The sequence below is a fragment of the Verrucomicrobiota bacterium genome, assembly GCA_016200005.1.
In the GTDB taxonomy this organism is placed as follows: domain Bacteria; phylum Verrucomicrobiota; class Verrucomicrobiia; order Limisphaerales; family PALSA-1396; genus PALSA-1396.
On the sequence record JACQFP010000081.1, the window covers coordinates 43,565 to 69,016 of the forward strand.

Sequence of the window (25,452 nt, forward strand, 5' to 3'; positions counted from 1 at the left end):
GGAATTGCCAGTTTGAAGTGCATCATGTGGTTTTCTTTTGAGTCTGGCTGGCTCGCAAGCGAATACGCCCAGGTGATAATGATCCCGAAAAGGTTGCAGACCGGCGCGGGCAGTGGGCCTGAATCCAGCCAAATATTTCGGCGTTTTCAAACGCAATGCAGAATTGCGTCGGATATAAATCCCCTCTGGAATGGCTTGTGAAAGGTCTTTACTTGAGCAAGCGCAATGGGTAATTTTGGTCAACGTCCGATAACCAAACCTTTACGCTTATGAATTCGAACCACACTTCTGCGACCCGTGATGGGGAAACGCGACGCTCATTTCTCAAGAAGGCCACGACTGCTGCGGTCGCTGTCGGTGCAACCAATCTTTTCAAAACGCCGGTCTATGGCCAGAACCAGGCGCCCTCGCCGAGTCACGTGGTCGGCGCGAACGATCGCATTGTGATTGGAGTCATTGGCACCGGAAAGCAGGGCATGACCCACGTCCGCCTCAACAAGCAAAACGCGTCGGACAACAACATTGTGTTTGGTGCCGTTTGTGACCTTTACCAGAAGCATTTGAACGAAGCCAAGAAACACACCGAGCTGGCGGATGCCAATGGCTATGGCGACCACCGGAAATTGCTTGAGCGAAAAGACATTGACGCCGTGATCTGCGCGCCCGTGGACAACTGGCACGCGCAGGTGACGCTCGACGCGCTGGACGCCGGCAAACATGTCTATTGCGAGAAACCAATGACCCGTTACGTGGAAGAAACATGGGCCGTCTATGATGCCGTGAAGCGCACGGGTAAAGTTTACCAATGCGGGTCGCAGTACACTGCCGACCCCATGGTTCACAAGGCCGCCGAGTGGATCAAGGCGGGCAAACTCGGTCCGCTGGTCTGGGCGCAAGGCTCGTACTGTCGCAACAACAAGACCAACAGTGAGTGGTCGTTTCCGATCGACTCGGACGCGAACGAGAAAAACCTCGACTGGAACCGTTGGCTCGGCCGGGCTCCCAAGATTCCCTTCAACCCGGACCACTACTTCAGTTGGCACAAATATGTTGCCTATAACTCGGGCCTTCTTGGCAATCTGCTCAGCCACCGTTTCATCCCTTTGATGCTGGCCACCGGCAATCCAGAGTTCCCGCACCGGGTTTGTTGCACGGGCACGCGCAAGGTTTCCACCGACCGCGACATCCCCGATACGACGCACGTGCTGGCGGAATTTCCCAGCGGCCTGACCTTCGTCATTGTCGGTAGCACCGTCAATGAGCAGGGACTGCCGGACATGATGCGCGGTCGCAAGGGGACACTTTATATGGCCGCCAGCAAGAACAAGCTGGAGTTGCGACCCGAACGCATCTTCGCTGACGAACTGGACACGATAGAATTCAGCGACCCGGCACCGTTTGGCAAGATCGAGAACCTGCACAAGAATTTCTACCATTGCATCCGCAATGGGGGCACGCCGTTTTGTAACGTGGACTTGGTCGTGCGCGCCAACACCGTGTTGTGCCTGGCGGAAATGTCCGAGCGATTGAACATCACGGTGCTGTTCGACGAGAAGACCCGTACCATTACCACTGGCGGCGGGAAGGTCATCCCTCCGCTCAGCTATGACACTGTCGTGCCACCACGGTACGCTTGAAACGACCGCGAGGCGAGTCTAGGTATGGTTGGCTCGAGCAGTCTTCCAGAATGGAAAGCCGCATAACATTCTGGATGGTCTTCGGTGTCCTTGCTCTTGGTCTTCTCAAGCCAACCAGCGCTTTGGGCCATGCTGACCTTCTCGCGCTGATCGACATTGTTACCAAACAAATCGAAAGCGATCCCAAGAACGCCGCGCTCTATCTGCGGCGTGGCGAACTCTATCGCGTGCACGCCGACTGGAAACTGGCGGAGAGCGATTATGATCGAGTTGCTCAACTCGATCCCCAACTCCTCGCGGTTGATTTTTGCCGCGGCAAATTGTGCTTTGATTCCGGCCAGAACGAGCGGGCGAGGGCGCTGTTGGACAAATATCTCGCGGGCCAACCTGACCATGTCGATGCGCTCATGACCCGCGCGCGACTGTTGTTGAGGCTTGGAGAGCGCAAGGCGGCCGTCAACGATTTCACCCGGGCAATTGCAAAGACCTCCGACCCAATGCCGGAATATTTTCTCGAACGCGCCCAGGCGCAGGCGGACGACGGCGAAGTTGAAGCGGCGGTGCGCGGATTGGACGAAGGATTAAAACGGCTCGGTCCGTTGGTGGGACTGGAGCTTTACGCCATCGAGCTTGAGCTGGCGCGAAAAAACTTCGATGGGGCGTTGAACCGGCTGGAAGCAATCACCGCCCGCTCGGAGCGGAAGGAGAAGTGGCTCACCCGGCGTGGCGAAATCCTGATTCTGGCCGGGCGTCCCGACGAAGCGCGAAAGTCATTCGCCGCAGCATTGGCCGCAATTGAATCTCTGCCGCCGCGTCTGCGACAAACTCCGGCGATGATCGATTTGAAAAAGCGCGTGAACGAAGCGCTGGCTTTAATTACTTCCGATTCAAAGTCGGAGACAGTGCGTAAGAGGTAAGAAGTTTCTGCTCAATCGCGTGCAGAAATGTAGCCGCCGAAGTAACGAGGCGGATTAATCAACAACCCAAACCCTCCGCCTCCACCTCCGACGGCTACATTTTCAGACCCGGTCTATGGAAACGTAATGCCGACACGATAAAACTTGCTGGCTTGAACGGCATTCGTATCAGTGACCACGCGGATCGTGCCGCTGTCGCTCTGCATCGATGAAGTAAGTGTGGTGAAAGTGCCCAAGCTCAAGCTGGTTCTGAATTCCACGTAATACGTCCGGTCGGTCAAGCGCGGGCTGAACGTGAGCAGCTTTTGTATCGGCTGGCCGGCGACGTTGGCGATCGTCAAGTTGAACCGTGACGCGGCATTGGTTGGCACCGTGCCCACGATATATTCGTAACCGTTGTTCTGGCCGTCACTGTCGGGGTCAAGGCCGGGTGCGGCGTTGGGATTGTTTTCGCCGAAGTATTGCACCTGCCAGGCGTCGTCGATTCCGTCGCTCGCGTAGATTCCGAAGTCGTCGATACCAACATTCAAGACGGTCAAACCGAGCGTGCCAAATTTCTGCTGATAATCTCCCCGCACCGTTGCCCCGGTGTTTTGATAAACATTTCCGGCGGTGGCCAAGCCGCTCGAATTGATGGAATTGATTGGGCCAGTCACGATGCTCCAGGAAATTTGGTTGGCGGCCAGCGCAAGAAAGGTGGAGTCGTCAAGCGCGGCACTCGCGTTGAGTTGACGCGTACTGGTTTCGTTTACGGTCGTCGGCGACGCGGTGACGAGAACGCCGGTCACATCGTAAAGCTGGCCGATGTAACCGTGCTTGGCAATTTCGACAGGCGAGACCACGGTGCCGATGCCAGCGATGCCGCCGATGCTGCCATCGTTGGAATAACTGGCGCTGGTGGTCTTGCGTCCGCCGCCGTCTGCCGTCTCGGCAGCGATTGAATAGCTGGCACTGGTGCGTGTACCGGCGCTGACCGGCATGGCCATCACAACGGCCAGCGATAGCATCGCTGTGAGTGGCCGGACGAGGAAATGCCTTGCCGTGCAGTCCTGACGCTCGTAGATTTGCCCCATGAGCAAGGCCAAGAGTCGGAACGCTGGCAGAATCGAGTTGGGGCGATATGTCGTTGCCGACCCGGCGATCTGCCACGGCAAACCCACTTTTAAGGGCACCCGCATCATGGTCTGGCAGGTATTAGATGACGTGGCCGACGGACACTCGTGGGATTTCATCTGCAACCGGCGCTGGGGCGGCCGCATTCCGCTCGCCGCCGTCGCCGAAGCGGTGCGGCTCGCGCGCGAAGCTTGGCTCGCGCGACATGACGGGCTTGACCGACCGCCCCAGCGACGCCATCTCCAATTGGCCGCCGCTTGAACCTGCTGGACGAGAATTTTCCCGAAGATCAACTCCCACAACTCCGGGCGTGGCGGATCCCGGTGCGCCGAATCGGCCACGACTTCGCCCAAGCCGGAGTCAAGGACCCGGACATCCTTCCACTCCTGCACCGTTTGGGCCGTGTCACCTTCTTCAGCTTGGACTGGGACTTCTTCAAACAGAGCTTGTGTCATCCGGCCTATGGTCTGGTGTGGCTCGATGTGCGGGCCGACGATGCCGCGCACTTCCTGAGGCGCTTCCTCAAGCACTCCCGCTTTGACACTCAAGCCAAACGCATGGGGACCGTGGTGCGCGCGCATCACGATGGGTTCCAGTTTTGGCAGTGGAATCGCCCCGGGTTGCGGCGGGTGGGCTGGTAACGAGGCGGACAAAAGACTGCGATCTCCCGATGAATCCGCCTCCTCACGTCGGCGGCTACGTCGCGGCTCGACGTTTTTGAACGGGCGGGTCGCCGTCGCAACAGCAAGTGCGTGAAAGAGGTGTTTGGTTTTCATTTTGATGCGGTGTTTGTTTGGGAATCGTCAGATTGATTTGCCAGCCACAGTTCGTAACTGCGTTTGGAAATGGAGAGCGAAGCTGCACTCAACGCATCGGCGGTCTTCTCTTTGGCAAGGAAAAGCAGAAAGCCAGTCGGCGTTTCAATCACGGCGCTGATATCGCCGGGCTTTTGGAGTTGAACGCGCAAAACATTTTGCAGCTCCGCTGACAAATCTTCGAAATAAGATTTCTGGTCACGCGGATGATTCTCCGGTGAAGCAAGCACCTGAGCCAGTTGCGCGGTGGCTTCGACGGAGTATGCCGTGCTGCTCGCCTTGACCTTTGCGGGCAAGGGAGACGGTGACTGCGTTCGGAGTTCCGCGTTCACGCGATCCGGGCGAGCAGAGAGTTGCCACGTGACTTCGCTGAAGGAGCCGGCCCGACTGTCTCTCAAGATGGCCGCCAGCTTTTCCACCAAACTTTGTGTAGCAGCCGAGGGCGAGTCTTGTAGCCGCCGAGGTGACGAGGCGGATTCATTGGGCGCTCCAGCCTCCGCCTCGTTACCTCGGCGGCTACGGGATTGGTTGGCCACGTTCAGCAATTCAGCGCGGAGCTCCTTGGCCTGCTGGCGTCGCGCGGCGTGGAGAGCGTCATCATTTTCAAAATGCGCGCGCAGTTCCCGCTCCACTACGATGGGTTTGGCGACGGAGCGCGCAAATCGCTCCGCATCGTCGCCCAAAGCCTTTTTGATTTCCGACAGCATCTCCGGCGCGCGCGTCGTTGAATTGATGCGGCGGACTTCAGCTTCAATTTCTGCGCGGGCCAGTTCCACTCCGTAAACTTTCTTGAGCACGGCTTCTTTTTCCAGGTCCTGCCGGACGAGCTTTTCGATCAATGCTGGAGGCAGCGTTTGTTCAAACGGCGGCTTGTTGCCCAGCCGATGTTCGTAATAGACGCGCTCAATCGCCGTGCGATCGGCAGACAACGACGCGAGGTCATCCGCTGCCGCCAGCGCGGAAGTGGCGATTAGAATCAGGAGCGCGGCGTTCACGCCGCATCCGCGTTCGCACAATTCGAGGCGCACAAACCGAGGTTGGGTGTTCGGACCGGCAGTGCGTTGAAGCGGCCTGAAGGCCGCGCTCCTGTCCGGGCCGACCGGTTCAACGCCGATCTTGGAGTTGATAACGGCAAGCAGCGCGGCTGAAAAAGGTAGCCGCCGACGTGAGGAGGCGGAGGAAGGAAAATTGGTTCGCAGAGCGTGTACGGAAAAGCTGTTTGGTGTCCCGGCTTTAGCCGGCAAACGCGACCAACGCACGCTAAAGCGTGGACACCAAACGGTGGAATCCGCTCGCCCTTGCATTTCCGTACACGCCCGCAAGTAATCCGCCTCGTTACCTCGGCGGCTACGATCCGGACTTTCAGTCATCCGTTTCATGGTTTCAGATAGAGATACATTGTGGTTGGGGGCGAGTAGCTGAACGTGTCGTTGAAGTAGTTGGTACCATTTAGTCCGCCCCAGATAATCATCTGGGTGCCGGTCCACACGGCGGTATGCCTCTCGCGCGCGGCCGGTGGTGAGCCGCCTATGGTTGTAGCAGCCCAATTACCGTTGTAACGCCCGCCATCACTCAAGTCGCCGCTGAAGCCTGATCCTCCCCACACGATCATCTCATTGCCTGTCCACAAGGCGGTGTGAAGAGAGCGTCCCGAAGGCGCGCCCGTTGTACTCGTCGCCGTCCAACTGTCGTTCGTCGGATTGTAACGTCCGCCATCGTTAAAACTCCCGCCGTTGTATCCTCCCCAGACGATCATCTCGCTGCCGGTCCACACCGCCGTGTGCTGCCCGCGCGCGGCGGGTGCGCTGCTGGTAGATGTGGCGATCCATCCATTGGTCGTGGGATTGTAACGCCCCCCATTGTTCAAGTAGCCGACGAAGTTGATGGGAACTCCGCCCCACACGATCATCTCGTTGCCAGTCCAGATGGCAGTATGATACTCACGAGCGACCGGTGCGCCGTTGGTAGTCGTCGCCGTCCAACCGTTGGTTGCAGGATTGTAACGTCCTCCATCATTCGATGCGTTGTTGACGTCGTTCCCTCCTCCCCAGACAATCATTTCGCTGCCCGTCCATACGGCACTAAAATTGTAGCGTCCAACGGGTGCGCCGTTGGTTGTCGTAGCTGTCCAACTGTCTGCCACGGGATTGTAACGCCCACCGTCGTTGAAGTTACTACTGGCATCGTTTCCGCCCCAGACAATCATCTCGCTGCCAGTCCACACAGCGGTATGAGAGGCGCGCGCGGCGGGAGCGCCGTTGGTTGTCGTCGCCGTCCAACTATTCAGGGCAGGATTGTAGCGCCCTCCATCGTTAAAGTAACTGCCGCCAAAAATCAGTCCACCCCAGATAATCATCTCGCCACCGGTCCACACGGTGGTATAAGCCGCCCGTCCGCCAAGCGGGCTGCTGTTGGCTCGCTGCTCCCAGCCCGCCTCGCCAAGTTCGGTTCTGCCGATTTTCAGATAGCCCGCGTTGACCAGATTCGCCGAAGTTGGATTCGTTGAAAGAATCACTCCGCCGCTGGCCACTCCGCTCTGTCCGCTGGCGTTCAAGTTGGCCAACGCTGCGCCCGAGGCGAGTTGGTTTGAAGAAACTGCCCCCGCGGCAATCTGTGCATTTCCGACGGAACCGCTCACGAGGTTTGCTCCGTTCAAACTGGTCAAGCCGGACCCGTTTCCGCTCACGCTAGTTACCGTTATTGCACCCGCGGTAAAATTCCCCGAGCCATCGCGCTTTACAATTGTGCTTGGGATGTTCGCGCTGGTGGCGGCATTGGCGGCACTCGCGCCGCTGGCCACATTCGCGGCGGATTGGCCACCGACATTCGCGACGAGGGTCGCGCTTTGAGTTCCTGTTACGTCGCCGGAAAGCGAACCGGAAAAATTGTTCGCGGTCGTGGCCGTCGTGGCGTTGCCCGCAAGATTGCCAGTGACGGTGCCGGCTATGAAATTTCCCGACGCGTCGCGTTTCACAATGGTGCTCGCCGTATTGGCGCTGGTGGCCGCGTTGGCCGCGTTCGCCCCGCCCGCCACGTTGACTGCGGTTTGCCCTCCCACACTTGCAACCGCGGTGGCGCCTTGTGTCCCGGTCACGTCACCGCTCAAGGTGCCGGACAAATTTGTCGCGGAGCTGGCGGCACCAATGAGGTTTCCGGTGATTGTTCCCGCCGCAAAATTTCCCGAGCTATCGCGCTTCACAATTGTGCTTGGCGTGTTCGCGCTGGCGGCGGCATTGGCGGCACTCGCGCCATTGGCAACGTTCGCTGCGGTTTGCCCGCCGACGTTGGCGACTGTTGTGGCGACTTGCGTTCCGGTGACATCACCAGTCAAATTCCCCGTGAAATTCGCGGCGGCGGTCGCGGTGTTCGCCATCATCGCATAACCCACGGCGGCGATGCGCTGGTCGGGCGTGAGCAGTTGCGAACCATTCACGCCGTCGTTGAACCAGACGCGCAGGCGGACATCGCCGTTGGTAAACACCGTGGGTGGAATGGCGGTCATGTTGGCGAACGAAGTGTCGCCCAGCAAGACGGCGTAAAGGCCGTTGGACACACCCGCCGTCACTGCCGCAGTGGGCTGGCTGCCCGCGCTGCTGGTGCCGTCGTTACTCCAGAACGTGGCGGTGGCGTTGCTGTTGACGAGGGCGAACTTGAACAGGCCGTTGCCGTTGAAGTTCGTGCCGCCGATGGCGAGGCGACCCTGGTAGTTGATGAGTTGCGGCACTTGCGCGAGGAGCGTCGTGGAAGTGAATAAGGACGCGATGAGAAGGCAGAGTTTGGTCAGTTTCATAACATTCGAGATGGATCTGTTCATCCACATCAAAAGGAAAAAGCGGGAAGTGTTACCGGAAAAGCGGGAAAAGTTTCAGCGGCTACGTTGTCCGCCTCATTTGGCTTCCCAAGTCCATCACTGAATTGTTGCCCTTCCGGAGACGTTCGCTCCGCGAATTGTGGTCTTCGGCGGCTAGATTCTCCACCTCCTTACCTCGTTTGCTACGACTTAGGCGACCGCGGGGTTACGGTTTCTTTGGACTCCAGCGACGGTCTCCTTCTGGAAGTATCGTCAAGCGGACGAAGGCGTTTGAGGCGGTAGCGAGGAGGTTTGAGGCCGTCCAACCGACCGAGGCGACGTAGAAATTGCGGTCGTCCGGTGTCTCGACCCGCAGATGAAAGGTTTGACCGTGCGTGACGATGGTCGAACGCGGCGGATCCGGGCGACCGGCAATGTCGGCTCTGATATGGCAGCGCAACGAGGGCAGCAATGCGTCCGGAACGTTCAGGAACTCCAATCGTACCGGCCAGCCGCCGGGTTCTTCAAACGGCACACGCCAGAAGTTGGCGGTGCAACGATCTTCCTTGAACGCTTCAACTTTCAGCAGATAAACGCCGTCGTCGCTGGGCGGCGTGATCCCGTGTTGAGTGGCCATGTGGGGCAACTCGTCATTGTAGTAGCGGGAAACCAGCCACGGGCCGACCACCGCGACTGTTATGACGGCGACGAAAGCGGCTTTTAATGGCTCTCGTTTCACCCATTTCCAGGCGCGCTCCGTCAGGTTCGTCCGGCGGGCGGAGATCGGTTTGTTCTCCTGCCAGCGATCCAGGTCTTTCGCAAGTGCTTCCGCCGAGGCGTAACGGCGAGTAGGATCTTTCTCCAGGCATTTCAGGCAGATGGTTTCCAGGTCGCGATCGACAGCGGGATTGAGCGAGCGCGGCTTGGGCGGTTCAGCTTCGGTGACGAGTTTAAGCGTGGTAAGCGAGGTTTCGGCTTTGAATGGCAATTTGCCAGTGAGCAGTTCATAAAGAATGACGCCGAGGCTGTAAATGTCCGCCGCGGTGCTGACCTGGCGCGTTTTCCCAGCGGCTTGTTCTGGGGACATGTAGTACGGCGAACCTAACACGGCTTCGGTGACGGTGAGGTTGCCGTCAACCGCCACACCTTTGGCCAGACCGAAATCAGTGACGTGCGGTTCGCCCGATTCGTCGAGGAGAATGTTCGAGGGCTTGAGGTCGCGGTGGATGATGCCGTGTTGGTGAGCGAAGTGGACGGCGCGGGCGATTTTGGCGATGAGCGAGGCGATGATGGATTGTTGATGGCGGATGCTTGATTTGGAGCGGGCAGAACGTCCACCCTCACCCCGTCCCTCTACTCCAGGAGTGGGAGAACCACTTGCAGCGCCTGTTGTCTCCGCAGTCTGCAACCCGACCTCGGCAATTTTATCCGCGAGGCTGCCACCAACAATGAGTTTGAGGCTGAAGAACGGGCGGCCTTCGTGTTCGCCCACTTCGTGAATGGGAATGATGTTCGGGTGCTCAAGTCGAGCCGCCGCCTCGGCTTCGAATTGAAACCGCTTGCGCTCGGTTTCGTTGGCGAACTGGCCCGCCAGAATGAGTTTGAGGGCGACGATGCGGTTGAGAGTGAGATGGCGGGCCTTGTAAACCACGCCCATGCCGCCGCGCGCAATTTCTTCGAGGAGCTCGTAATCGCCGAAACGCTTCGGCGTCGCGCTGGCGAGTGACGGTTGGTCGGGCAGACCAAGTTTCAGCAGGCAGGGAACGCACACGTCGCCCGGGGCGTCGGCAGGCAACTCGGCGCCACACGATGGGCATTGGCGAGTAGCGGTCATGATCACGTGGTTCTCATCAACTTTATCAACAGCAAATGTGCCGAAGTGTTACGAACATTCGTGCTTGTAGCCACCGACATGAGGAGGTGGAAGCAACAAGAAATCCGAAATCCGAAATTCGGAGTCCGCCTCGTTACCTCGGCGGCTACAAAACGAGTCCGCCTCCTCACGTCGGCGGCTACGCGGCGTGTTATCTGGCAAAGAGCGCAAACAACTGGCGAATTTCGTCTTCGATTCCCGCGACATTGTCCACCGTGCGGCCGATTTCGCGAAAGAGCAACCGGCGGAAATCAGCGCGCAAATCGTGCGCGGCCTTGCGGGCGGTGGCCTCGGTCATTTGCAGTCGGGCGGCGGCCGCTGCATAATCGCCACGGACGGCATCGCCTGTGATGAAGTTGTGCAACACGTCAAACACGGTGGCCTTACCAGCGGCGGCGCACTGCGCTTTCAATTGTTGGAGGACTTGTTCGATTACGACGTTGGCCCACGCGCGGTCGAGGAGTTGAGCTGGGTCTGCGACTGTGGCCGGTAACAGGCGGTAACGTTCCTCGGCCAGAGCTTCGTCGATGGAAATGAACGCAGCGTTGCCGCCACGTTTCTGCGCTTGGGATTTGTCGCGTTCGTTGCTGAGAAAATTCTCAAGGCAGGTGAGCAGGAACGTGCGGAACCGGCCTTTGGCCGGGTGGACCGTTTGCAGACCGTCGCGCGAAAGTAACTCCGCAAAAAATCCCTGAGTGAGGTCTTTTGCATCGGCAGGACTGCGTCCGCGCCGCCGGATGAAGGCGTAGAGTGGAGGCCAGTAGGTTGCGCAGAGTTGCTCCAAAGCTTGCTTTGCGTCGGGCGACTGACGGTTCGCGGCGTCCAGGATCATGGTCCAATGAGTGAGACCGAACCGAGCCTCTGTGGCATCTGACTTCGTCTGAGTCTCTCCAGACATGGGAATTCCTTTCGAGTGCATTTAACATTGTTTCAAATGTCGAAGCAAGCGGGCATTTGGGCTGTGCTGGATGATGGATGAAGTTGGAACTCCTTTGCATAAAGGGCCTCAGCAGTTAACGTCGGCACATGGAACAACGCACCTTAACCCTCGGCCACTCGCCCGACCCTGATGATGCGTTTATGTTTTATGGCTTGGCGAAGGGGCTAATCCCGACGCACGGGTTCAGTTTTCAGCACGTTTTGCAGGACATCCAGACGCTCAACGAGCGGGCCACGCGTGGTGAATTGGACATCTCGGCCATCAGCATTCATTCCTACGCGTACGTCAGCGACCAGTATGCTTTGCTGCCGAGCGGCGCGAGCATGGGCGATGGTTACGGGCCAATGCTCGTCGGAAAGCAGAAGTTCACCAAGGCCGAAATCGCGCGCAACAAAATCGCGGTGCCCGGCACATTGACCAGCGCGTTTCTGGCTTTGCAACTCTGGCTCGACAAGAGCGCGAAAGACTTCAATTACGTCGTTGTGCCGTTCGACCAGATTTTTCAAGCGGTCCTTTCGGGCACGGCGGAAGTTGGATTAATCATTCACGAAGGGCAACTCACGTATCGCAACGAAGGCTTGCAGGTTTGTGAAGACCTCGGCGTCTGGTGGGGCCGCGAAAATGACGGCTTGCCCTTACCGCTGGGCGGCAATGTGATTCATAAACGTTTCGAGCCAACGGTTCGCAAAACGATTTCCGAGATTCTGACCGCGAGCATTCAATACAGCCTCGATCATCGCGCGGTTGCCGTAGAGCACGCGCTGCAATACGCTCGCGACATGGGTCGCGATCTGGCGGACCAGTTTGTGGGGATGTATGTAAACCACTGGACACTGGACTACCGGGAGAAGGGGCGCGAATCCATCCGCCGATTCCTGGGACTTGCTTTTGAACGAGGGCTGATTCCGCACCGGCAGGAGTTGGAGTTTGTTGTGTGAGATGGCGCTGACCGGTGAAGCAAATTCGAAATCCGAAGCTCGACATTCTTCACCCCGTGGAATAGCACAAGTCGCATCGCCGGAAATAGCCAGGCGTTTATTCCACGGGGGAACAGAAGCCCGAAACTCGAAATCCGCAACGCCGGAATCGGTGTGGGCTGTTGATCTCAAAGCCCTTGGTGCGTCGCGCAACCGCCTCCCCACACGGGAGGTTTCCCGCCCCGACCGCCAGCGAAATTCGGATTTCGGATTTCGGATTTCTGGTTGGCTTCGGGTTTCGAGTTTCGGACTTCTGCGTCCGACGCTCCGCTGGTTCCACCGGAAATAGCGAAGAAGCTAGGTTGAAATCATTTTGACTTCAACCCATCAAACGGCAAACTTTTGCGCGCCGGTAGCTGGAAGGATGGCTGAGTGGTTTAAAGCTGCGGTTTACTAAACCGCCGTGGCGCTTGCGTCACCGGGGGTTCGAATCCCTCTCCTTCCGCCACTTCTATTTTTGAAAACGATCCACCCGCTCAGCTCGCCAAGTTTTCTATTGGGTGCCGAGCCGGTAGAAGCGTTGACCAAGTGAAGTGAAGTCGGTGACAACGAGGTTCGTGGTCTCCGGTGGCGCGCTGATATCGGCCAGGTTGGACCACGTATTGGCAGGCGCAATGACGTCACTGAATTGCACGGTGTAGGATTGCCCTTGCCACGCGGTGAAGTGCAGTTCGAAGTGGTTGTCCACCAGTTTCGCGGCGTCAATTCGCGGCGGCACAACATACTCAAGTTCGAGGCTGGGGGGAGCGTTGGGATCTTCGCGCGAGCCGAAGCGGCGAGAGGTGAAGATCGTGTCTTCATCGCCGCAGAGCAGCAGCCAGCCGTAATTGGATTCCGGGTGGTTCACCCATCCTTGCACGTCGGCTGCCAGCTCGGGTGTGAATTCAAAGCGATAGGAGCCGAGGCCAGCGATGAATTGGAAGGAACTTTCGATGCTCGAAAAGTCCGCGTCGGCGGCCCCGCCCGGAGCGGACCACTCGTTGGTGGGATAAAAACTGTGCAACCAGGTGGCTTCGCCCGGGCTGGCCGGCAGTCCTTGCCCAAAGGTGCCCGAGTTGGTGGCAGATTTGTCACCTTCACCCCAAGGTCGCAACATGCGGTGCAGCCCGAAGGTTGAGTTGGCCTGGCCGGCGCTCGGCACCTGCGTGACTTCAACCACGAAGGCCACTGAGAGGATGACGGCGTTGGTGGGAATGTCGGTGAAGTCAAATTTGAACAACCCACGATTCCGCGTGCCGTTTTGGGTCCTCCCGGACAACACCCAGGCCTGGCCGCCATTGTTGTTGGTGGGCGCGACCTCGATCAGGCTCGTGTCCGCCGAGGGCGGTTTGGTGACCCAGACTGCCGTCGCCCGCACCGTGGCGAGGCACAGCCCGGCCAGGAGGATGACCTTGAAGTTATTTCCCAAACGAATTGAATTCAAAATGCTAAACAGACGCCTCTGCGAGCGCGCGGGGCTTTACAGAATGCCGACCTCGCCGCGAATGGCAACGCCATCCACGCTGGAGGTGCCGCCATTGAGCAGGTTCTCGCCGGCGTTTGCGTAACCCGGAATGATGTTGTTCAACTGGTTCTGGGTTGCGCCGAGATGTTTGCGGATGATTTCACCAAGCACGGAGCGGTAATCACAGGAACGGCGGAGGTAGCCCGCCGCCACGGGGTTGGTGCTCAAAGGAAACCCGGCGGCGTACATGGTGTCGCAGGTGCTCAAGGAGCTGGTGCGCGAGCCGACGACCCAATTCTTCACGTCGCCGGTGCCAAATTCGCCCGGATGGCATCCGAAAACACCGGTCGGGTTGCCCTGACCGTAGCCTTGGACGCCGCCGCCGGCGACGTACATGACACCCGCTTCGGCGTGGTCAGTGCCGTTGTCGGAATTCTCCACGGCGGTGCGCCCGAATTCCGAGAGCGTGACGACGACGACGTCGTTCCAGTTGACCTTTTCCGCGTAGAGCGTGAAATATTTTCGCAGCGCATACATGGACCAGCCGACGGCCTGAAGAAGATTGGCGTGAGCGCCCGTGACGCCACCCTGAGTCTGGTGTGTGTCGAACCCTCCTATTTCAGTGCCGGCGATGATGGCATCGGTCTTATTCAGGATCATGGCGGCGGCCTTTAGATTATTGAAAAAGTTCTGCTGGTTTTGCGGCACAACGCGTTTGGCGGCGTTGAACGTGGCCGGGGAGCCCGGTCGTCGGTACCCGCCGTTCTTGTTGTCCGAGGTCGGAAAGAGGTAATAGCCTTGGGCGTCGTTGCTCGTGCCGGGATACCAGTCCACATCGTTGTCGCTCTTTACGTCATCCCGGAAGATGTTGCCGGTGTCGCTGAAGTCGATGCCGGCGAAAATCCGCAACGTGTTCGTCATGTTCTCGTGCTGCAAATCGAGCAGTTCCCGGTTGCGCTTGTCGGCAAAGGGATAGTAGTTGGCCGCGGCAATGGCGTTGAATGCTTTGTTGTCACCGGTGTTGGTGGGGATGCCGAGCAGATCGTAGCGCGTGGGACTCGTCAAGTTGGTCATGGCCGCCTGCGAACCGCGCAGGATGAGGGGCAGCGCGCTTTGCACGGAAATTCCCGTCAGCGGCGCGGTGTTCGCCAGGCCCGACTCGATGATGGTGCGATAGAAGATGCCGTCCTTCGAAAGGTTGTTGTTTGGATTTCCGTTTTCCCAATAGTTTTGCGAATCAAAATGGGAGCGCGATTGTTTGGGGTAAGCAACCCGGTGGATCAGGGCCAGATCGCCTGCGTTATAGACCGGCGCCAGGAACTTGAGCGAGGGATGCAACGCCGCGAAGCCGTTTCCCAGACTGATGGCCTTGTTGTAGCTGTAAGTGTTATCGACTGACGTTCGCGGGACGCCGTTCAGCGTCAGTTGCGTGGCGTCAAAGCAAGGGCCGCTCGCGCTGTAATCCAGCCCCGCTTCCTTTTGAATCTCGATGGTCGAGCGGATCGCCGCATACTGTGGGTCCTCGATGGGAATGATGTTGTTGAGACCGTCGTTGCCGAAACGCAGCCAGATGAAGAGGATTTTCTTGCCATTGGCGCCGATGCTGCCTTCGGCCAGCGCGCGTTTCATGACGAACGGGATGTCCGTCAGCGTGGACAGCGCGATGGCGAGGCTGGTCTTGAACGAACGGTCGAGGAAGCTGCGACGGGAGATGAGGTTGAAACTGTGCATAAACTTATTGCTCCTGGAAGCGTTGAAAGGTCATCAACATTGACACCATCCCGCGAACGCGCGTGTCGTAGCTGCTCAAACCGGTTGTGAACGCAGAGGGGGTCGTGCCATCATCAGCGGTGTTCAGGAAATTGATGGCCGCCGTGCGATAAAGCAGCAGATTGCCCGCGCCTTCGCCGGGATACAGGATGCTGAGAAAATAATCCGCCACGTCACCGGCATTGCCCCAGCTTTCCGACGGCAACTTCTTTTTCAGCAACGCCACGGGATCGCAAACATTGTTGCCGGCATCGTCGCCGGTGCCCGCGTTGAGAAACGCCTGGACGAAGCGAATGCGTTCCACCAGGGTGCCGGAACTGATCCAAGGCGATGCGACCTCCGGATAACCGTCCGGCGCCGCCCGATCAAACAGGTCCATCTGACCCATGCGATTCATGGGCGTGGCGAAGGAGGACGCCGAAGCGCTGTCAAGGGTCGCGGTTGCCGTGCCATTGGCATTCACCGAGCGTAGTGCGCGAATGCTGCTGATCACGTATTCGAGCGGCGTCTTTACCTTTTGCGCGGCCGCAGTGTGGGTGCGGAACAGTTCAGAGTTGAAAATGGTGCTGAGCACGGCGCGGAGATTGCCTTTCGGCGCGCTGTATTCCCATGCCAGCATGCACTGATGCACGAGGTCGGCCTCGGGGGAAAGACTTCCGGCGGCGTAGTTGTAAAAGTCGTAATTCGGATTGCTGGGGTCGTTGCTGGGGTTGGGAAAATCATCGTGAACAAACAGGCGGCAAAGTTTGATGCTGAGGTATTCCTCAGTGAACGGCAGGTTGGCCAGGTTGGTAATCACATCGTAGCCGTCTTGAATGCCATTGGTGACCGCGCCGCGCGCCGGTAATGCGATTTGATACGGCGTCCCCGCCCAGGGCACACCGAAGCGCGCGGGAACGGTCTTGCCGCCGAAGATGGCGCCGCGATTGGTGCCGTGATTGGCGGATTTGAAGTTGAACGCCCACGTCCCGATGGTGTTCGGCTTCGCCGTGCTGTTGGTGCCGGGATAATAGGTGATCGAGGCGGGGGCGAAGGGGTTGTTGACGTTGGGCGCATCCACCAGTTCGACCGACCAGCCGGTCCACGCGCGCGACATGAGGACGATGTCATTCTGGTCGTAGCCATTGTCCACGCCCATCGTAAACAATTCCAGCAGTTCGCGGGCGTAATTCTCATTCGCGATGTTGCTCCCGTTGCCCTTGCTGTTCACGGAATCGAGATACACGATCATCGCCGGGCTTTCGGCGCTGATCTTGAGCAGGTCGTAGAAGGTGCAGTTCGGATTGAGCATCGCGTTGCGCCACTTGGTCATCTCACGGAACTCCCAATCCGTCGCGAGCCAGCCCGCGGTCGTGCTGTCGTAGCCCTGATTGCCGAGATAATCTGCGCTTTTGGATTGTTGCGTGACGAAGTGGTTCTCCCAGAACTGGGAGAGGATTTCAAAAAGTTGCCGCTGGGATTGCACCGCGTGGAGACACCACCACGCCCGATAATCCGTGAGCCCCACCCGGGCCGTGTTCAGCCGCCGATATAAACCACCAACATCAACGTCGGGCGTGCTCTGCAACAAGTTGCCGTCGAGCTTCACGGTCAGCGTGCGACTCTGCGAGGCGGGCAGATACCAATAGCTGACCGTGTAGGTGTTGCTGTTGACCAGCGCGGGCGTGATGTTCTGCTGAACCGAATCGTTGTTGCCGCTGCCCGCGGCCGTGGCGACCAAGTGGAGGCTGCTGCTGCCCGAATAAGCAACCGTCGAATTAAGCGTCGAGTTGGTGAAGTCAGTCGAGAGCGACCATGTGCCCGCGAGCGCAGATTCAAAGTCGCCGTTTTGGAGCAAATTCGGGCCGGCTTCCGCCACGCTGCCCGCCACGAGTCTTACGTCGTCCACGTAACAATCGCCCGCGCCGTTCAAATAAATGTACAACCGGCTGTTGGCGTTGGCGGTGCCGGTCGCCTTGGCATAGACCCACGTGGGCGTCGGTGGAATTCCGCCGGGTGTGCTGTTGATGCCACTGCCCAGTTGCAGGCGCAGGTTGCTGGAAGTCGGGCCGGGCAGATACCAGTAATTCAACACGACCTGGTCGGTGCTCACGTTGGTCAGCACAATCGCGTCTCCCCAGGAATTGGTTGTGGGGTAGCCTACGTTCACGAAGCCCTGCCGGACATAGCTGCTGCCCGGCGAACTCGCGCCGGTGGTGGATACCATGTGCAGGCAACTGCTCCCGCCGTGCGCGCGACTGCCATCAACTCCCGAACCGCTGGCCCCGCCCGCGTTGGTCCAGGAACTGTAGCCGGATTCAAAGTCCCCGTTCACGAGCACGTTGGTGCTGAGGTAGGAGAAAACCTTGTTCGTCACGTAAACGTTGGTGCCGTTCACCACGTTGGTGGTGATCTGCTGCATGTATCTGAAGGGGCGCAGTTCAATATCGTCCAGGTACGCCTCGCCCGGGGCGGTGGTGAACAGGTAAAAAGTCGTTTGCGCCAGCGTCCCGGTCATGCTGATGAAGGTCCAGTTGGTGGTCGGGTCGGAGGCAATGGCGTTGGTGGTTTCAACCGTGTAATTGTCGATCGTCTCCGGGATGCCGTCCATGTTCAACTGTTCGTCGATATACGCCTGCGGCCCGATGCTGTTGACACGCTCCAGTTCATCCGGCGTCGGTCCGTAAGCGAGTCGGTTGAGCACGTTGGCCGTCAACACCGCGTTGCTGCTCAACGGCGTGACGCCCACCCGGTAGAACCCGCTCCCGGCCGGCGCGTTGGTAAGCCGCCATTCATACGCGTAGTTGGTGACGGTGATCACGACCGGGCCATTCGTCGTGCTGTTCGTGATCGTCGTATAGCCGGTGATGTACGGCGCGAGGAAGAAGTTGGTGTTCGGCGCGAGTGGCAACCCCAAATCGGTGGTGCTCAGAATGGAATACGCCTGGGAAGCCGGATAAGGCGGGAAACGCAGATTCAACTGTGATCCGCTCAGGTTCAGATTGGTGATGGCCGGTGGTGGCGGGTCGGCGGCGAAAAGCGTGAGCGAAAGGCCAGCCTGAATACAAGCCAACCACTGCACTACACGTATCCGCTTACATCTCATTGCAGAAAGCACCGCAACTTTCCTCTTCAATCTCAACCTGTCAAGCCAATTGACAACGCAGGGGTCATACGAAACGCCATCACGGCGGTACACTTTTGTTCAGATTGAGGCTGACAGAAAAGGACGGCGCTCAATGAGCTACGGTTACAACTCAAAACCAACTCTTCAAGACGACCGCGATTATGCCGATCTCCGCGCCGCTGACCCTGACGCCGTGGTGCGCCGCGTCTCAAGGTGTGCGCACCCGGTAGAAACGGTTGCTGCCCGTGAGCAGGTCCGATACGACGATTGTTGCGGGCGCGGCTTGAGCGGCAATGTTCGTCAACACCGTCCAGTGGGTCGCGGGCTGTGCGCCATCGAACTCGACGGCGTAGGTCCGATTTGATTCCACGTTGAAACTGAAACTGAACTGATTCGTCGAGAGCGGCAGCGGTGTCAGCGTCGGCGGGGTCGCCGGAAGGCTGAATTGGATCGCGAGCGACGGCGCGTTCGCGGTGTCTTCGCGGGAGGCGAGCGTGCGTTCCGTGAAGTTCGTTCCCTGCAATTCACTGATCACGACCCAGCCGAAGTTGCTGCCGAGATTCAGCAGCCAATTCTGAACGTCGGCGACCAGGTTCGAATTTGAAACAAAAGTGTAAAGCCCGGTGCCGGTGATGAAATTCGTCTGGCTGATGATGCTGGAGAAATCCACGCCGATGCCGCCGCCGTTGGTGCTCCAGGGAGTCGCGGCCATCCGGTTGGACCAGGTGGCATCGCTCTCGCTCCACGACACCAGCACCTTGCGCAGATCAAACGTTGAATTCACCGCGGTCATGGGCGCTTTGGTGACTTTTACCGTCAGTGCGGCCGCAGTGATGATGGCGTTCGATGGAAGGTTCGCGGCGATGTCAAACTGCAACAGCGCGCGACCGCTCTTGCTGCCCGCCGTCGGACCGGTCGTGCCGACGTTCAGCTCGGTGGTGGGCGGGGGGGTGGCTTTTTCCGTGATGGTTGTGTCCGCCACTGGCGGCAGAGAGATACTGCCGGCAATGGAGGTGGACGAGAGGGTGATGACAAGCACGCGGCTCCAGAAGATTCGGCAAAAATTCATCCGCCTACTTGCAATGACGGCCTTCGGCAGGTCAACGAAATTTCACGACGAAGTCGATTTTCAATCTTCCGTGCGCATAAATCATATCCTTCCGGCGACCCTCTCGTCGTAAATCTGCTGGACAACTCTCGAACTGACTCAGGATAGTTTGCGATCGGCGGCTGCCAGGTCAGTCGCTGAATGACATGATCGCGAACTCTGTCGATACCCTGAACCCACCGGCCGCCAAGCCCGACTTTCCACCGGGGCTGAATAACGTTTTCGCATTTCAAGCCTTCAACGGGCTTTCGTTTCAAATGGTCTTGAGCAGTCCGATGGTGCTCTACGCGAAGACTCTTGGTGCGAGCGCCACGGTGCTCGGCATCATCACCGGGATGACGGCGCTGCTGGTGATCTTTCAGATTCCAGCGACGCAATACGTTCCACGCGTCGGCTACAAACGATTCGTCCTCGCTGGCTGGGGCATGCGCGTCACGTTCATCTTCGGCATGGTGCTGGTGCCACTGACGGGAAGTTTTCTCAATCCCACCACGCGGCTCTCGTTGATGCTGCTGTTGCTGTTCGTTTTCAATCTGTCGCGCGGTATTTCCAGTTGCGCGTGGCTGCCGTGGATCACCTCGCTGCTGCCTGCGTCCATTCGCGGCAGCTACCTGGCGCGGGAGGCGGCGTGTATCAACGTCGCGAGCTTCGGCGCCTTTTTGCTCGCGGCCTTGGCATTGGGACAAAATTCTCAGCCGTGGCAATTTGCCGTGCTGTTTCTGTTCAGCGCCGTCATGGGCGTGATGAGTCTGGTCTTCCTCAAACGCGTGCCCGAAGGCGACACGCCGGAACAGGTGCGCACTTCCACCACGCCCGTGCCCTGGCGCGAAATCATCGGTTATGCGCCCTTTCAAAAACTGTTGCGCATGAATGTGGCGTGGTCGATCGCTTTGGGCGGCTTGACCACGTTCATCGTGGCGTTTTTGAAAACCGAAGTCGCCCTGCCGGAAAGGAGCGTCATGTTGGTCACCTCGATTTCCTTTTTGGGCGGCTTGAGCAGCTTGTGGTTTCTGGGATCGCGGATTGATCTGCTCGGCAGCAAACCGGTCATCACGTTTTCGCTGCTCACCTGGCTGTTGATATTGACGGGATGGGCGCTGATCGCCGCGCATGTTTTTCCGGCGAGCTGGCCGCTGCTCATGGGTTTGCAATTCTTGATGGGCCTGGCCATGGCGCTGGTCAACCAGTCCAATACCCGGCTTGCCATGGGCACGATCCCGGTGATGGGCCGCAGTCATTTCTTCGCGCTCTATTCGGTCATCGCCAGTCTGACGCTGGGGCTGGCGCCGATCTTCTGGGGCATGTTCATCGACGCGCTGCAACCGTTGCACTCCGACTGGCACGGTTTCGAATGGAACCGCTTCAGCCTCTTCTTCGCCGCGGTCGGGGTGATGTTTTTGGTGACCCTCGCCCTCTGCCGCCGTCTGGACGAACCGCAAGCGCGCACCATGGAAGACTTGCTGCGCGACGTGCTGGAACAATCCCCGTTGCGTTTCTGGCTCCGCTTATGGCCGAGAGGCTAAAGTGGACTGATTCCGCGCTGAGCCCCGAAACCGCAACTCCGGGATTCCGTCCTTGAAATGAGGCTCGAAAAAGAGGAAGGTCAACCACGATGAACTACCGGGGCCTGGCCAAAGGCATGAAGATTGAATTGGAAGAGCCGCTGCCTTTTCCTGAGGGGCAGGCCGTGCGCGTCTCAGTCGAACCTTGCACCTCGGCTTCGCGCGTCGGATCACCGCCAGCCGTTCTTCAAGCGGTGCGCGACTTCCCTCACCTTCACGCGGTTGACTTGGACGAACTGGAGGCAGCCCTCGAAAGCGCCCGGCTACCCGTCCATGCAGGAATTGTTTTGAACGAAGGAAAGTAGCCGATGCCTTTCATGCTGGACACCACTGCGTTCAGCGATTTGATGCGGGAACATCCCAGGCTGCAAGCCCGGCTGGCCGCACTGCCTGCCACCGAGCAAATCAGTCTTTGTCCAGTGGTTCGAGGTGAAATTCTCCACGGCCTTGCACGGTTGCCAAGTGGTCAGCGGAAGCAGGATCTGGAAACCAAAGCCGCCAGACTGTTCGCTGCGATTTCTTGCGAGCCGATTACCGAGTCAGTCGGAAATCACTATGCCGAGGTCAAGCTCGCCCGCCAAAAGAAAGGGCTGGCCTTGGATGAAAACGACCTGTGGATCGCTGCTTGTGCGCGCGAAGCCGGGGCGACACTCCTTACCCGTGACACGGATTTCCGCCAGATTGATGGATTGAATGTCGAGGACTGGAGCCGGTAAAGAAGCAAGGCAGCCCTTTCTGTGCACGCTCTTTTGGCGCACTTGCCTTGGCGGACTGCAGGCGCGAAGCATGGAAGAGCTATTGCGCGACGTGCTCGAACAATCGCCATTGCGTTTCTGGCTTCGCTTGTGGCCGAGGGGATAATAGCGCGTCAAATAATTTATCCTGTCTCGTAGCCGCCGACGTGCGGAGGCGGAATTGATCGGGAATCGAAACGAGTTCTCCGCCTCCTCACGTCGGCGACTACTTTTTCAACGGGCAGTTTAGAAATGCAGTATCTGGAACGCCGCTTCAAAGCATTCGCCAACCGTTTCGCCTTATTCCATCGCCCTCGCCAAGCTCAAAATTCATGCTGTGAATCTCATCGGGTTCATGTTCTCCTCAGCAAAACCACAGACGAGCTGCCGCGTGGCGTCAACGTTCGCGCGCCAATCGCCAACAAACCGATAAAGTCGGAAATTTATTTGAGGAGAGCACCATGTCGCCTGCCGACGACCATGAACAGCCGGCGCCCGCCAAAGGACAGTGGTTCGCCACGACGCATTGGAGCGTCGTCTTGAAGGCTGGCCAACGGCCCTCGCCGCAAGCGGCGGAAGCGTTGGAAAAACTCTGCCGCACTTACTGGTATCCTCTCTATGCCTACGTTCGTCGCCAGGGCCACGACGCGCCCGACGCCCAGGATTTGACGCAGGCTTTCTTTGAGCGTTTTCTGGAGGGCAATTTTCTAGAAAGCGTGGATCGTCAGAAGGGCAAGTTCCGCTCGTTTCTGTTGGCCGCCCTCAAACATTTCCTGGCGAACCAAAACGACCGGGTCAACGCGGAGAAGCGCGGCGGCGGGCGAACCCTTCTTTCGTTGGACGACGAAACCGCCGAGCAACGTTACCTCCTGGAGCCAATCTCCAATCAGTCTCCTGAGAACATATTTGAACAACGCTGGGCGGTGACTCTGCTGGAACAGGCGTTGACTCGCCTGCGCGAAGAATCGGCTGCCGATCATGATACCCGCCAGTTCGACCTCTTGAAAACATTTCTGTCAGCCGAGAGCGGCGAAGGCGAGTATGCCGCCGTGGCCGCGCAATTGGGAATGACCATTGGAAACGTCGCCGTGACGGTGCATCGACTCCGGCAGCGCTACCGGGAGATGATCCGCAGCGAGGTCGCGCAAACCGTGCTGAGTCCCGCCGACCTCGACGAGGAAATGCATTATTTGTTTACCGTGCTTACCCAATAAGATCATGTACGTAAATTGTAGCCGCCGACGTGAGGAGGCGGAACCGTCTCGAATTTCCTGCTGGAAAATCCGCCTCCTTACGTCGGCGGCTACAACCATCAGGCTTTTTCGTGAACATTCTAAGAATTACCACCGAAAGATTTCGCGTAATCGGCGGCCTGATTTTCTTCTGTAGATTATATGGAAGCGATGTCTCAAACGCGCACCTGCCCCAAATGCGGAGCGGAATTGCCCGGCGCCGCCTTGGAAGGACTTTGCCCAAGGTGCGTGGCCAGGCTCGCGTTTGATTTCGGTTCGCCGCGAACCCGCCTCCCGTATTTTGGCGACTACGAACTGCTGGAAGAAATCGCCCGCGGTGGCATGGGTGTGGTTTACCGAGCCAGGCAACTGAGTTTGAATCGTGTCGTCGCGGTCAAGATGATCCTGTTCGGCCAGTTTGCGAGCCGTGATTTCGTCCAGCGTTTTCGCACCGAGTCCGAAGCCGCCGCCAATCTGCATCATCCAAACATCGTCGCCATCCACGAAGTGGGCGAGCACGAAGGGCAGCACTATTTCTCGATGGACTATGTCGAAGGCAGGAACCTTGCCGAACTGGTCCGTGAAAATCCCCTCCCGGCCGCGCGGGCCGCCAAATACGTTCAGGCCATCGCCGAGGCGATCCAATACGCGCACCGCCAGGGTGTCCTGCACCGCGATCTCAAACCCTCCAACGTTCTCATCGACGCCGCCGACCGCCCGCAAATCACCGACTTCGGGCTGGCCAAATTGCTTTCGGACGAATCGGACCTGACGGTGACCGGCCAACTGCTCGGTTCACCCAACTACATGCCGCCCGAACAAGCGGCCATGAAGCGCGAGCAGATCGGTCCACCCAGCGATGTCTATTCGCTCGGTGCGATTCTTTATCACCTGCTCACGGGACGGCCCCCCTTTGTGGGCGAGACACTCCATGACGTGGTGCTGCAGGTGTTGAACCATGAACCCGTCGCTTTGCGCGTGCTGAATCCCGGCGTGCCCCGCGACCTGGACACTGTCTGCCTCAAGTGTTTGGAAAAAGACCCGCCGCGGCGTTATCAATCGGCACAAGAGTTGGCCGATGAACTGGGACGTTTACTGCGCGATGAACCGATCCGCGCCCGACCGGTTGGCCCGGCGGAGAAACTCTGGCGATGGTCGCGCCGCAACACGAAGGTAGCCGGCCTCGCCGGGTCTTTGACCCTGGTTTTCGCTCTCGGTTTGAGCGGTGTGATCTGGCAATGGCGCCGGGCGGAGCACAACGCGAGCGAGGAACTGCGCCAGCGCCAGCGAACCGAGGCGACGTTGGAGAGAATGGAAATTCAGCGGGCCGAAGATTTCTTTACAGCCGACAACTCGGCGGCGGGAGTGGCGCATCTCGCCCGCGTGTTACGACAACATCCCGCGAATCAAGTTGTGGCGGAGCGATTGTTGTCCGCGTTGACTCAACGCAGTTTCGCTCTGCCCGTCACCGCGCCGCTCCAACATGACGATCGTGTTCGTTCCGCCCGGTTTAGTCCGGATGGGCAGCGGGTGGTCACGGCTTCGGATGACAAGACCGCGCGTGTGTGGGATGCGCACACTGGCCAACCACTGACCGGGCCGCTCAAACATGATGCGGCTGTCCTCTTCGCCGAGTTCAGCCCGGATGGGCAGCGGGTAGTCACCGCTTCGGATGACAAGACCGCGCGGGTCTGGGATGCGCGCACCGGCCAGCCGGTGACTCAGCCGCTTAAACATCATGACCCTGTCTTTTCCGCCCAGTTTAGTGCCGATGGCCAGCGCGTACTCACTGTTTCCTCCAACATGGCGCGGGTCTGGGATACGCGCACCGGCCAGCCGCTGATTGAACCGCTCAGACATGATGACAACATCGATTCCGCCCAGTTCAGCCCGGATGGCCAGCAGGTGCTGACAGCTTCCGATGACAGGACCGCCCGGGTCTGGAATGCCCGCACAGGCCGGCCCCTACTCCAGCCAATGAAACATGATGCTAAAGTTTATTCTGCGCAGTTCAGCCCGGATGGGCAGCGCGTAGTCACGGCGTCGCTCGACAAGACGGCGCGGGTTTGGGATGCCCGAACTGGCCAACCACTTTCTGAACCGCTTCAACATTATGAGTTGGTCACTTCAGCCAAGTTTAGTCCGGATGGCCGGCGGATCGTGACTTGTTCGGACGACAACACGGCGCGGGTTTGGGATGCCCGCACAGGCCGGCTCGTGACTGAGCCGCTTAAACATGATTCTGCAGTTGTTTTTGCGCAGTTCAGTCCAGATGGAGAGCGCATTCTTGCGGTTTCGACTTACGGCAACATACGGGGAGAAATTTCCAAAAGTTGTGGACGGCGGGGGGTGGAAAAAAGGCATCCTGAGGGGGACAAAAAAACCTGCTGCCATCACACGATGGCGGCACAACCCTCAGGTCACCTATGGAACA

General features: G+C 58.6%; 19 protein-coding genes and 1 tRNA gene. 11 read left to right on the top strand and 9 right to left on the bottom strand.

Annotated features, from left to right (window positions below; translation table 11 throughout):
- The first annotated feature begins 269 nt into the window (after positions 1 to 269).
- Both HY298_25990 and HY298_25995 read left to right on the top strand, forming a co-directional pair.
- Positions 270 to 1,637 carry a Gfo/Idh/MocA family oxidoreductase gene (locus HY298_25990; protein ID MBI3853711.1) on the top strand — a complete coding sequence of 456 codons (1,368 nt, stop codon included), beginning with the start codon at positions 270 to 272 and terminating at the stop codon, positions 1,635 to 1,637.
- 50 nt (positions 1,638 to 1,687) lie between these two features.
- Positions 1,688 to 2,554, top strand: coding sequence for a tetratricopeptide repeat protein (locus tag HY298_25995; GenBank protein MBI3853712.1), 867 nt, complete (start codon positions 1,688 to 1,690; stop codon positions 2,552 to 2,554).
- Positions 2,555 to 2,667: 113 nt separating this feature from the next.
- Here HY298_25995 and HY298_26000 read toward each other — a convergent pair whose 3' ends face one another.
- Positions 2,668 to 3,627: a hypothetical protein gene (locus HY298_26000; GenBank protein ID MBI3853713.1), complete on the bottom strand. Its 960-nt coding sequence runs from the start codon at positions 3,625 to 3,627 to the stop codon at positions 2,668 to 2,670.
- Between HY298_26000 and HY298_26005 the strand changes: the two genes are divergently transcribed.
- Both HY298_26005 and HY298_26010 read left to right on the top strand, forming a co-directional pair.
- Positions 3,626 to 3,928: a DUF433 domain-containing protein gene (locus tag HY298_26005; GenBank protein MBI3853714.1), complete on the top strand. Its 303-nt coding sequence runs from the start codon at positions 3,626 to 3,628 to the stop codon at positions 3,926 to 3,928. The two genes, HY298_26000 and HY298_26005, sit on opposite strands and share 2 nt — an antisense overlap.
- Positions 3,925 to 4,308: a hypothetical protein gene (locus HY298_26010; GenBank protein MBI3853715.1), complete on the top strand. Its 384-nt coding sequence runs from the start codon at positions 3,925 to 3,927 to the stop codon at positions 4,306 to 4,308. Before HY298_26005 ends, HY298_26010 begins: the two co-directional genes overlap by 4 nt.
- A gap of 131 nt (positions 4,309 to 4,439) precedes the next feature.
- On the opposite strand, the gene HY298_26015 is transcribed toward HY298_26010, so the two are convergent.
- The 4 genes from HY298_26015 to HY298_26030 form a co-directional block, all read right to left on the bottom strand.
- On the bottom strand, positions 4,440 to 5,477 hold the full coding sequence (locus HY298_26015) for a hypothetical protein (protein MBI3853716.1): 1,038 nt from the start codon (positions 5,475 to 5,477) through the stop codon (positions 4,440 to 4,442).
- A gap of 380 nt (positions 5,478 to 5,857) precedes the next feature.
- Positions 5,858 to 8,272, bottom strand: coding sequence for a hypothetical protein (locus HY298_26020; protein MBI3853717.1), 2,415 nt, complete (start codon positions 8,270 to 8,272; stop codon positions 5,858 to 5,860).
- A 226-nt stretch (positions 8,273 to 8,498) separates the two neighbouring features.
- On the bottom strand, positions 8,499 to 10,106 hold the full coding sequence (locus HY298_26025; protein ID MBI3853718.1) for a serine/threonine protein kinase: 1,608 nt from the start codon (positions 10,104 to 10,106) through the stop codon (positions 8,499 to 8,501).
- Positions 10,107 to 10,296: 190 nt separating this feature from the next.
- Positions 10,297 to 10,977, bottom strand: coding sequence for a sigma-70 family RNA polymerase sigma factor (locus HY298_26030; GenBank protein MBI3853719.1), 681 nt, complete (start codon positions 10,975 to 10,977; stop codon positions 10,297 to 10,299).
- A gap of 194 nt (positions 10,978 to 11,171) precedes the next feature.
- On the opposite strand from HY298_26030, the gene HY298_26035 reads away from it, so the two are divergent.
- Both HY298_26035 and HY298_26040 read left to right on the top strand, forming a co-directional pair.
- On the top strand, positions 11,172 to 12,023 hold the full coding sequence (locus tag HY298_26035; GenBank protein ID MBI3853720.1) for an ABC transporter substrate-binding protein: 852 nt from the start codon (positions 11,172 to 11,174) through the stop codon (positions 12,021 to 12,023).
- Positions 12,024 to 12,420: 397 nt separating this feature from the next.
- A tRNA-Ser gene (locus HY298_26040) sits at positions 12,421 to 12,510 on the top strand.
- A 45-nt stretch (positions 12,511 to 12,555) separates the two neighbouring features.
- Here the strand turns inward: HY298_26040 and HY298_26045 are convergent.
- The 4 genes from HY298_26045 to HY298_26060 all read right to left on the bottom strand — a co-directional run bounded on the left by HY298_26045 (position 12,556) and on the right by HY298_26060 (position 19,451).
- A complete protein-coding gene (locus HY298_26045) occupies positions 12,556 to 13,485 on the bottom strand; it encodes a DNRLRE domain-containing protein (protein MBI3853721.1) in 930 nt (309 codons plus the stop codon).
- A 36-nt stretch (positions 13,486 to 13,521) separates the two neighbouring features.
- On the bottom strand, positions 13,522 to 15,237 hold the full coding sequence (locus HY298_26050; protein ID MBI3853722.1) for a DUF1501 domain-containing protein: 1,716 nt from the start codon (positions 15,235 to 15,237) through the stop codon (positions 13,522 to 13,524).
- A 4-nt stretch (positions 15,238 to 15,241) separates the two neighbouring features.
- A complete protein-coding gene (locus HY298_26055) occupies positions 15,242 to 18,337 on the bottom strand; it encodes a DUF1800 family protein (GenBank protein ID MBI3853723.1) in 3,096 nt (1,031 codons plus the stop codon).
- Positions 18,338 to 18,590: 253 nt separating this feature from the next.
- Positions 18,591 to 19,451 carry a DNRLRE domain-containing protein gene (locus HY298_26060; GenBank protein ID MBI3853724.1) on the bottom strand — a complete coding sequence of 287 codons (861 nt, stop codon included), beginning with the start codon at positions 19,449 to 19,451 and terminating at the stop codon, positions 18,591 to 18,593.
- Between the two features lie 185 nt (positions 19,452 to 19,636).
- On the opposite strand from HY298_26060, the gene HY298_26065 reads away from it, so the two are divergent.
- The 5 genes from HY298_26065 to HY298_26085 form a co-directional block, all read left to right on the top strand.
- Positions 19,637 to 21,013 carry an MFS transporter gene (locus tag HY298_26065; protein MBI3853725.1) on the top strand — a complete coding sequence of 459 codons (1,377 nt, stop codon included), beginning with the start codon at positions 19,637 to 19,639 and terminating at the stop codon, positions 21,011 to 21,013.
- A gap of 89 nt (positions 21,014 to 21,102) precedes the next feature.
- On the top strand, positions 21,103 to 21,357 hold the full coding sequence (locus HY298_26070) for a hypothetical protein (protein ID MBI3853726.1): 255 nt from the start codon (positions 21,103 to 21,105) through the stop codon (positions 21,355 to 21,357).
- Between the two features lie 3 nt (positions 21,358 to 21,360).
- A complete protein-coding gene (locus tag HY298_26075) occupies positions 21,361 to 21,768 on the top strand; it encodes a PIN domain-containing protein (GenBank protein ID MBI3853727.1) in 408 nt (135 codons plus the stop codon).
- A gap of 479 nt (positions 21,769 to 22,247) precedes the next feature.
- Positions 22,248 to 23,000, top strand: coding sequence for a sigma-70 family RNA polymerase sigma factor (locus HY298_26080; protein MBI3853728.1), 753 nt, complete (start codon positions 22,248 to 22,250; stop codon positions 22,998 to 23,000).
- Between the two features lie 189 nt (positions 23,001 to 23,189).
- Positions 23,190 to 25,452, top strand: a 2,263-nt coding sequence (locus HY298_26085; GenBank protein MBI3853729.1) for a serine/threonine protein kinase, incomplete at its 3' end; no start/stop codon positions are given.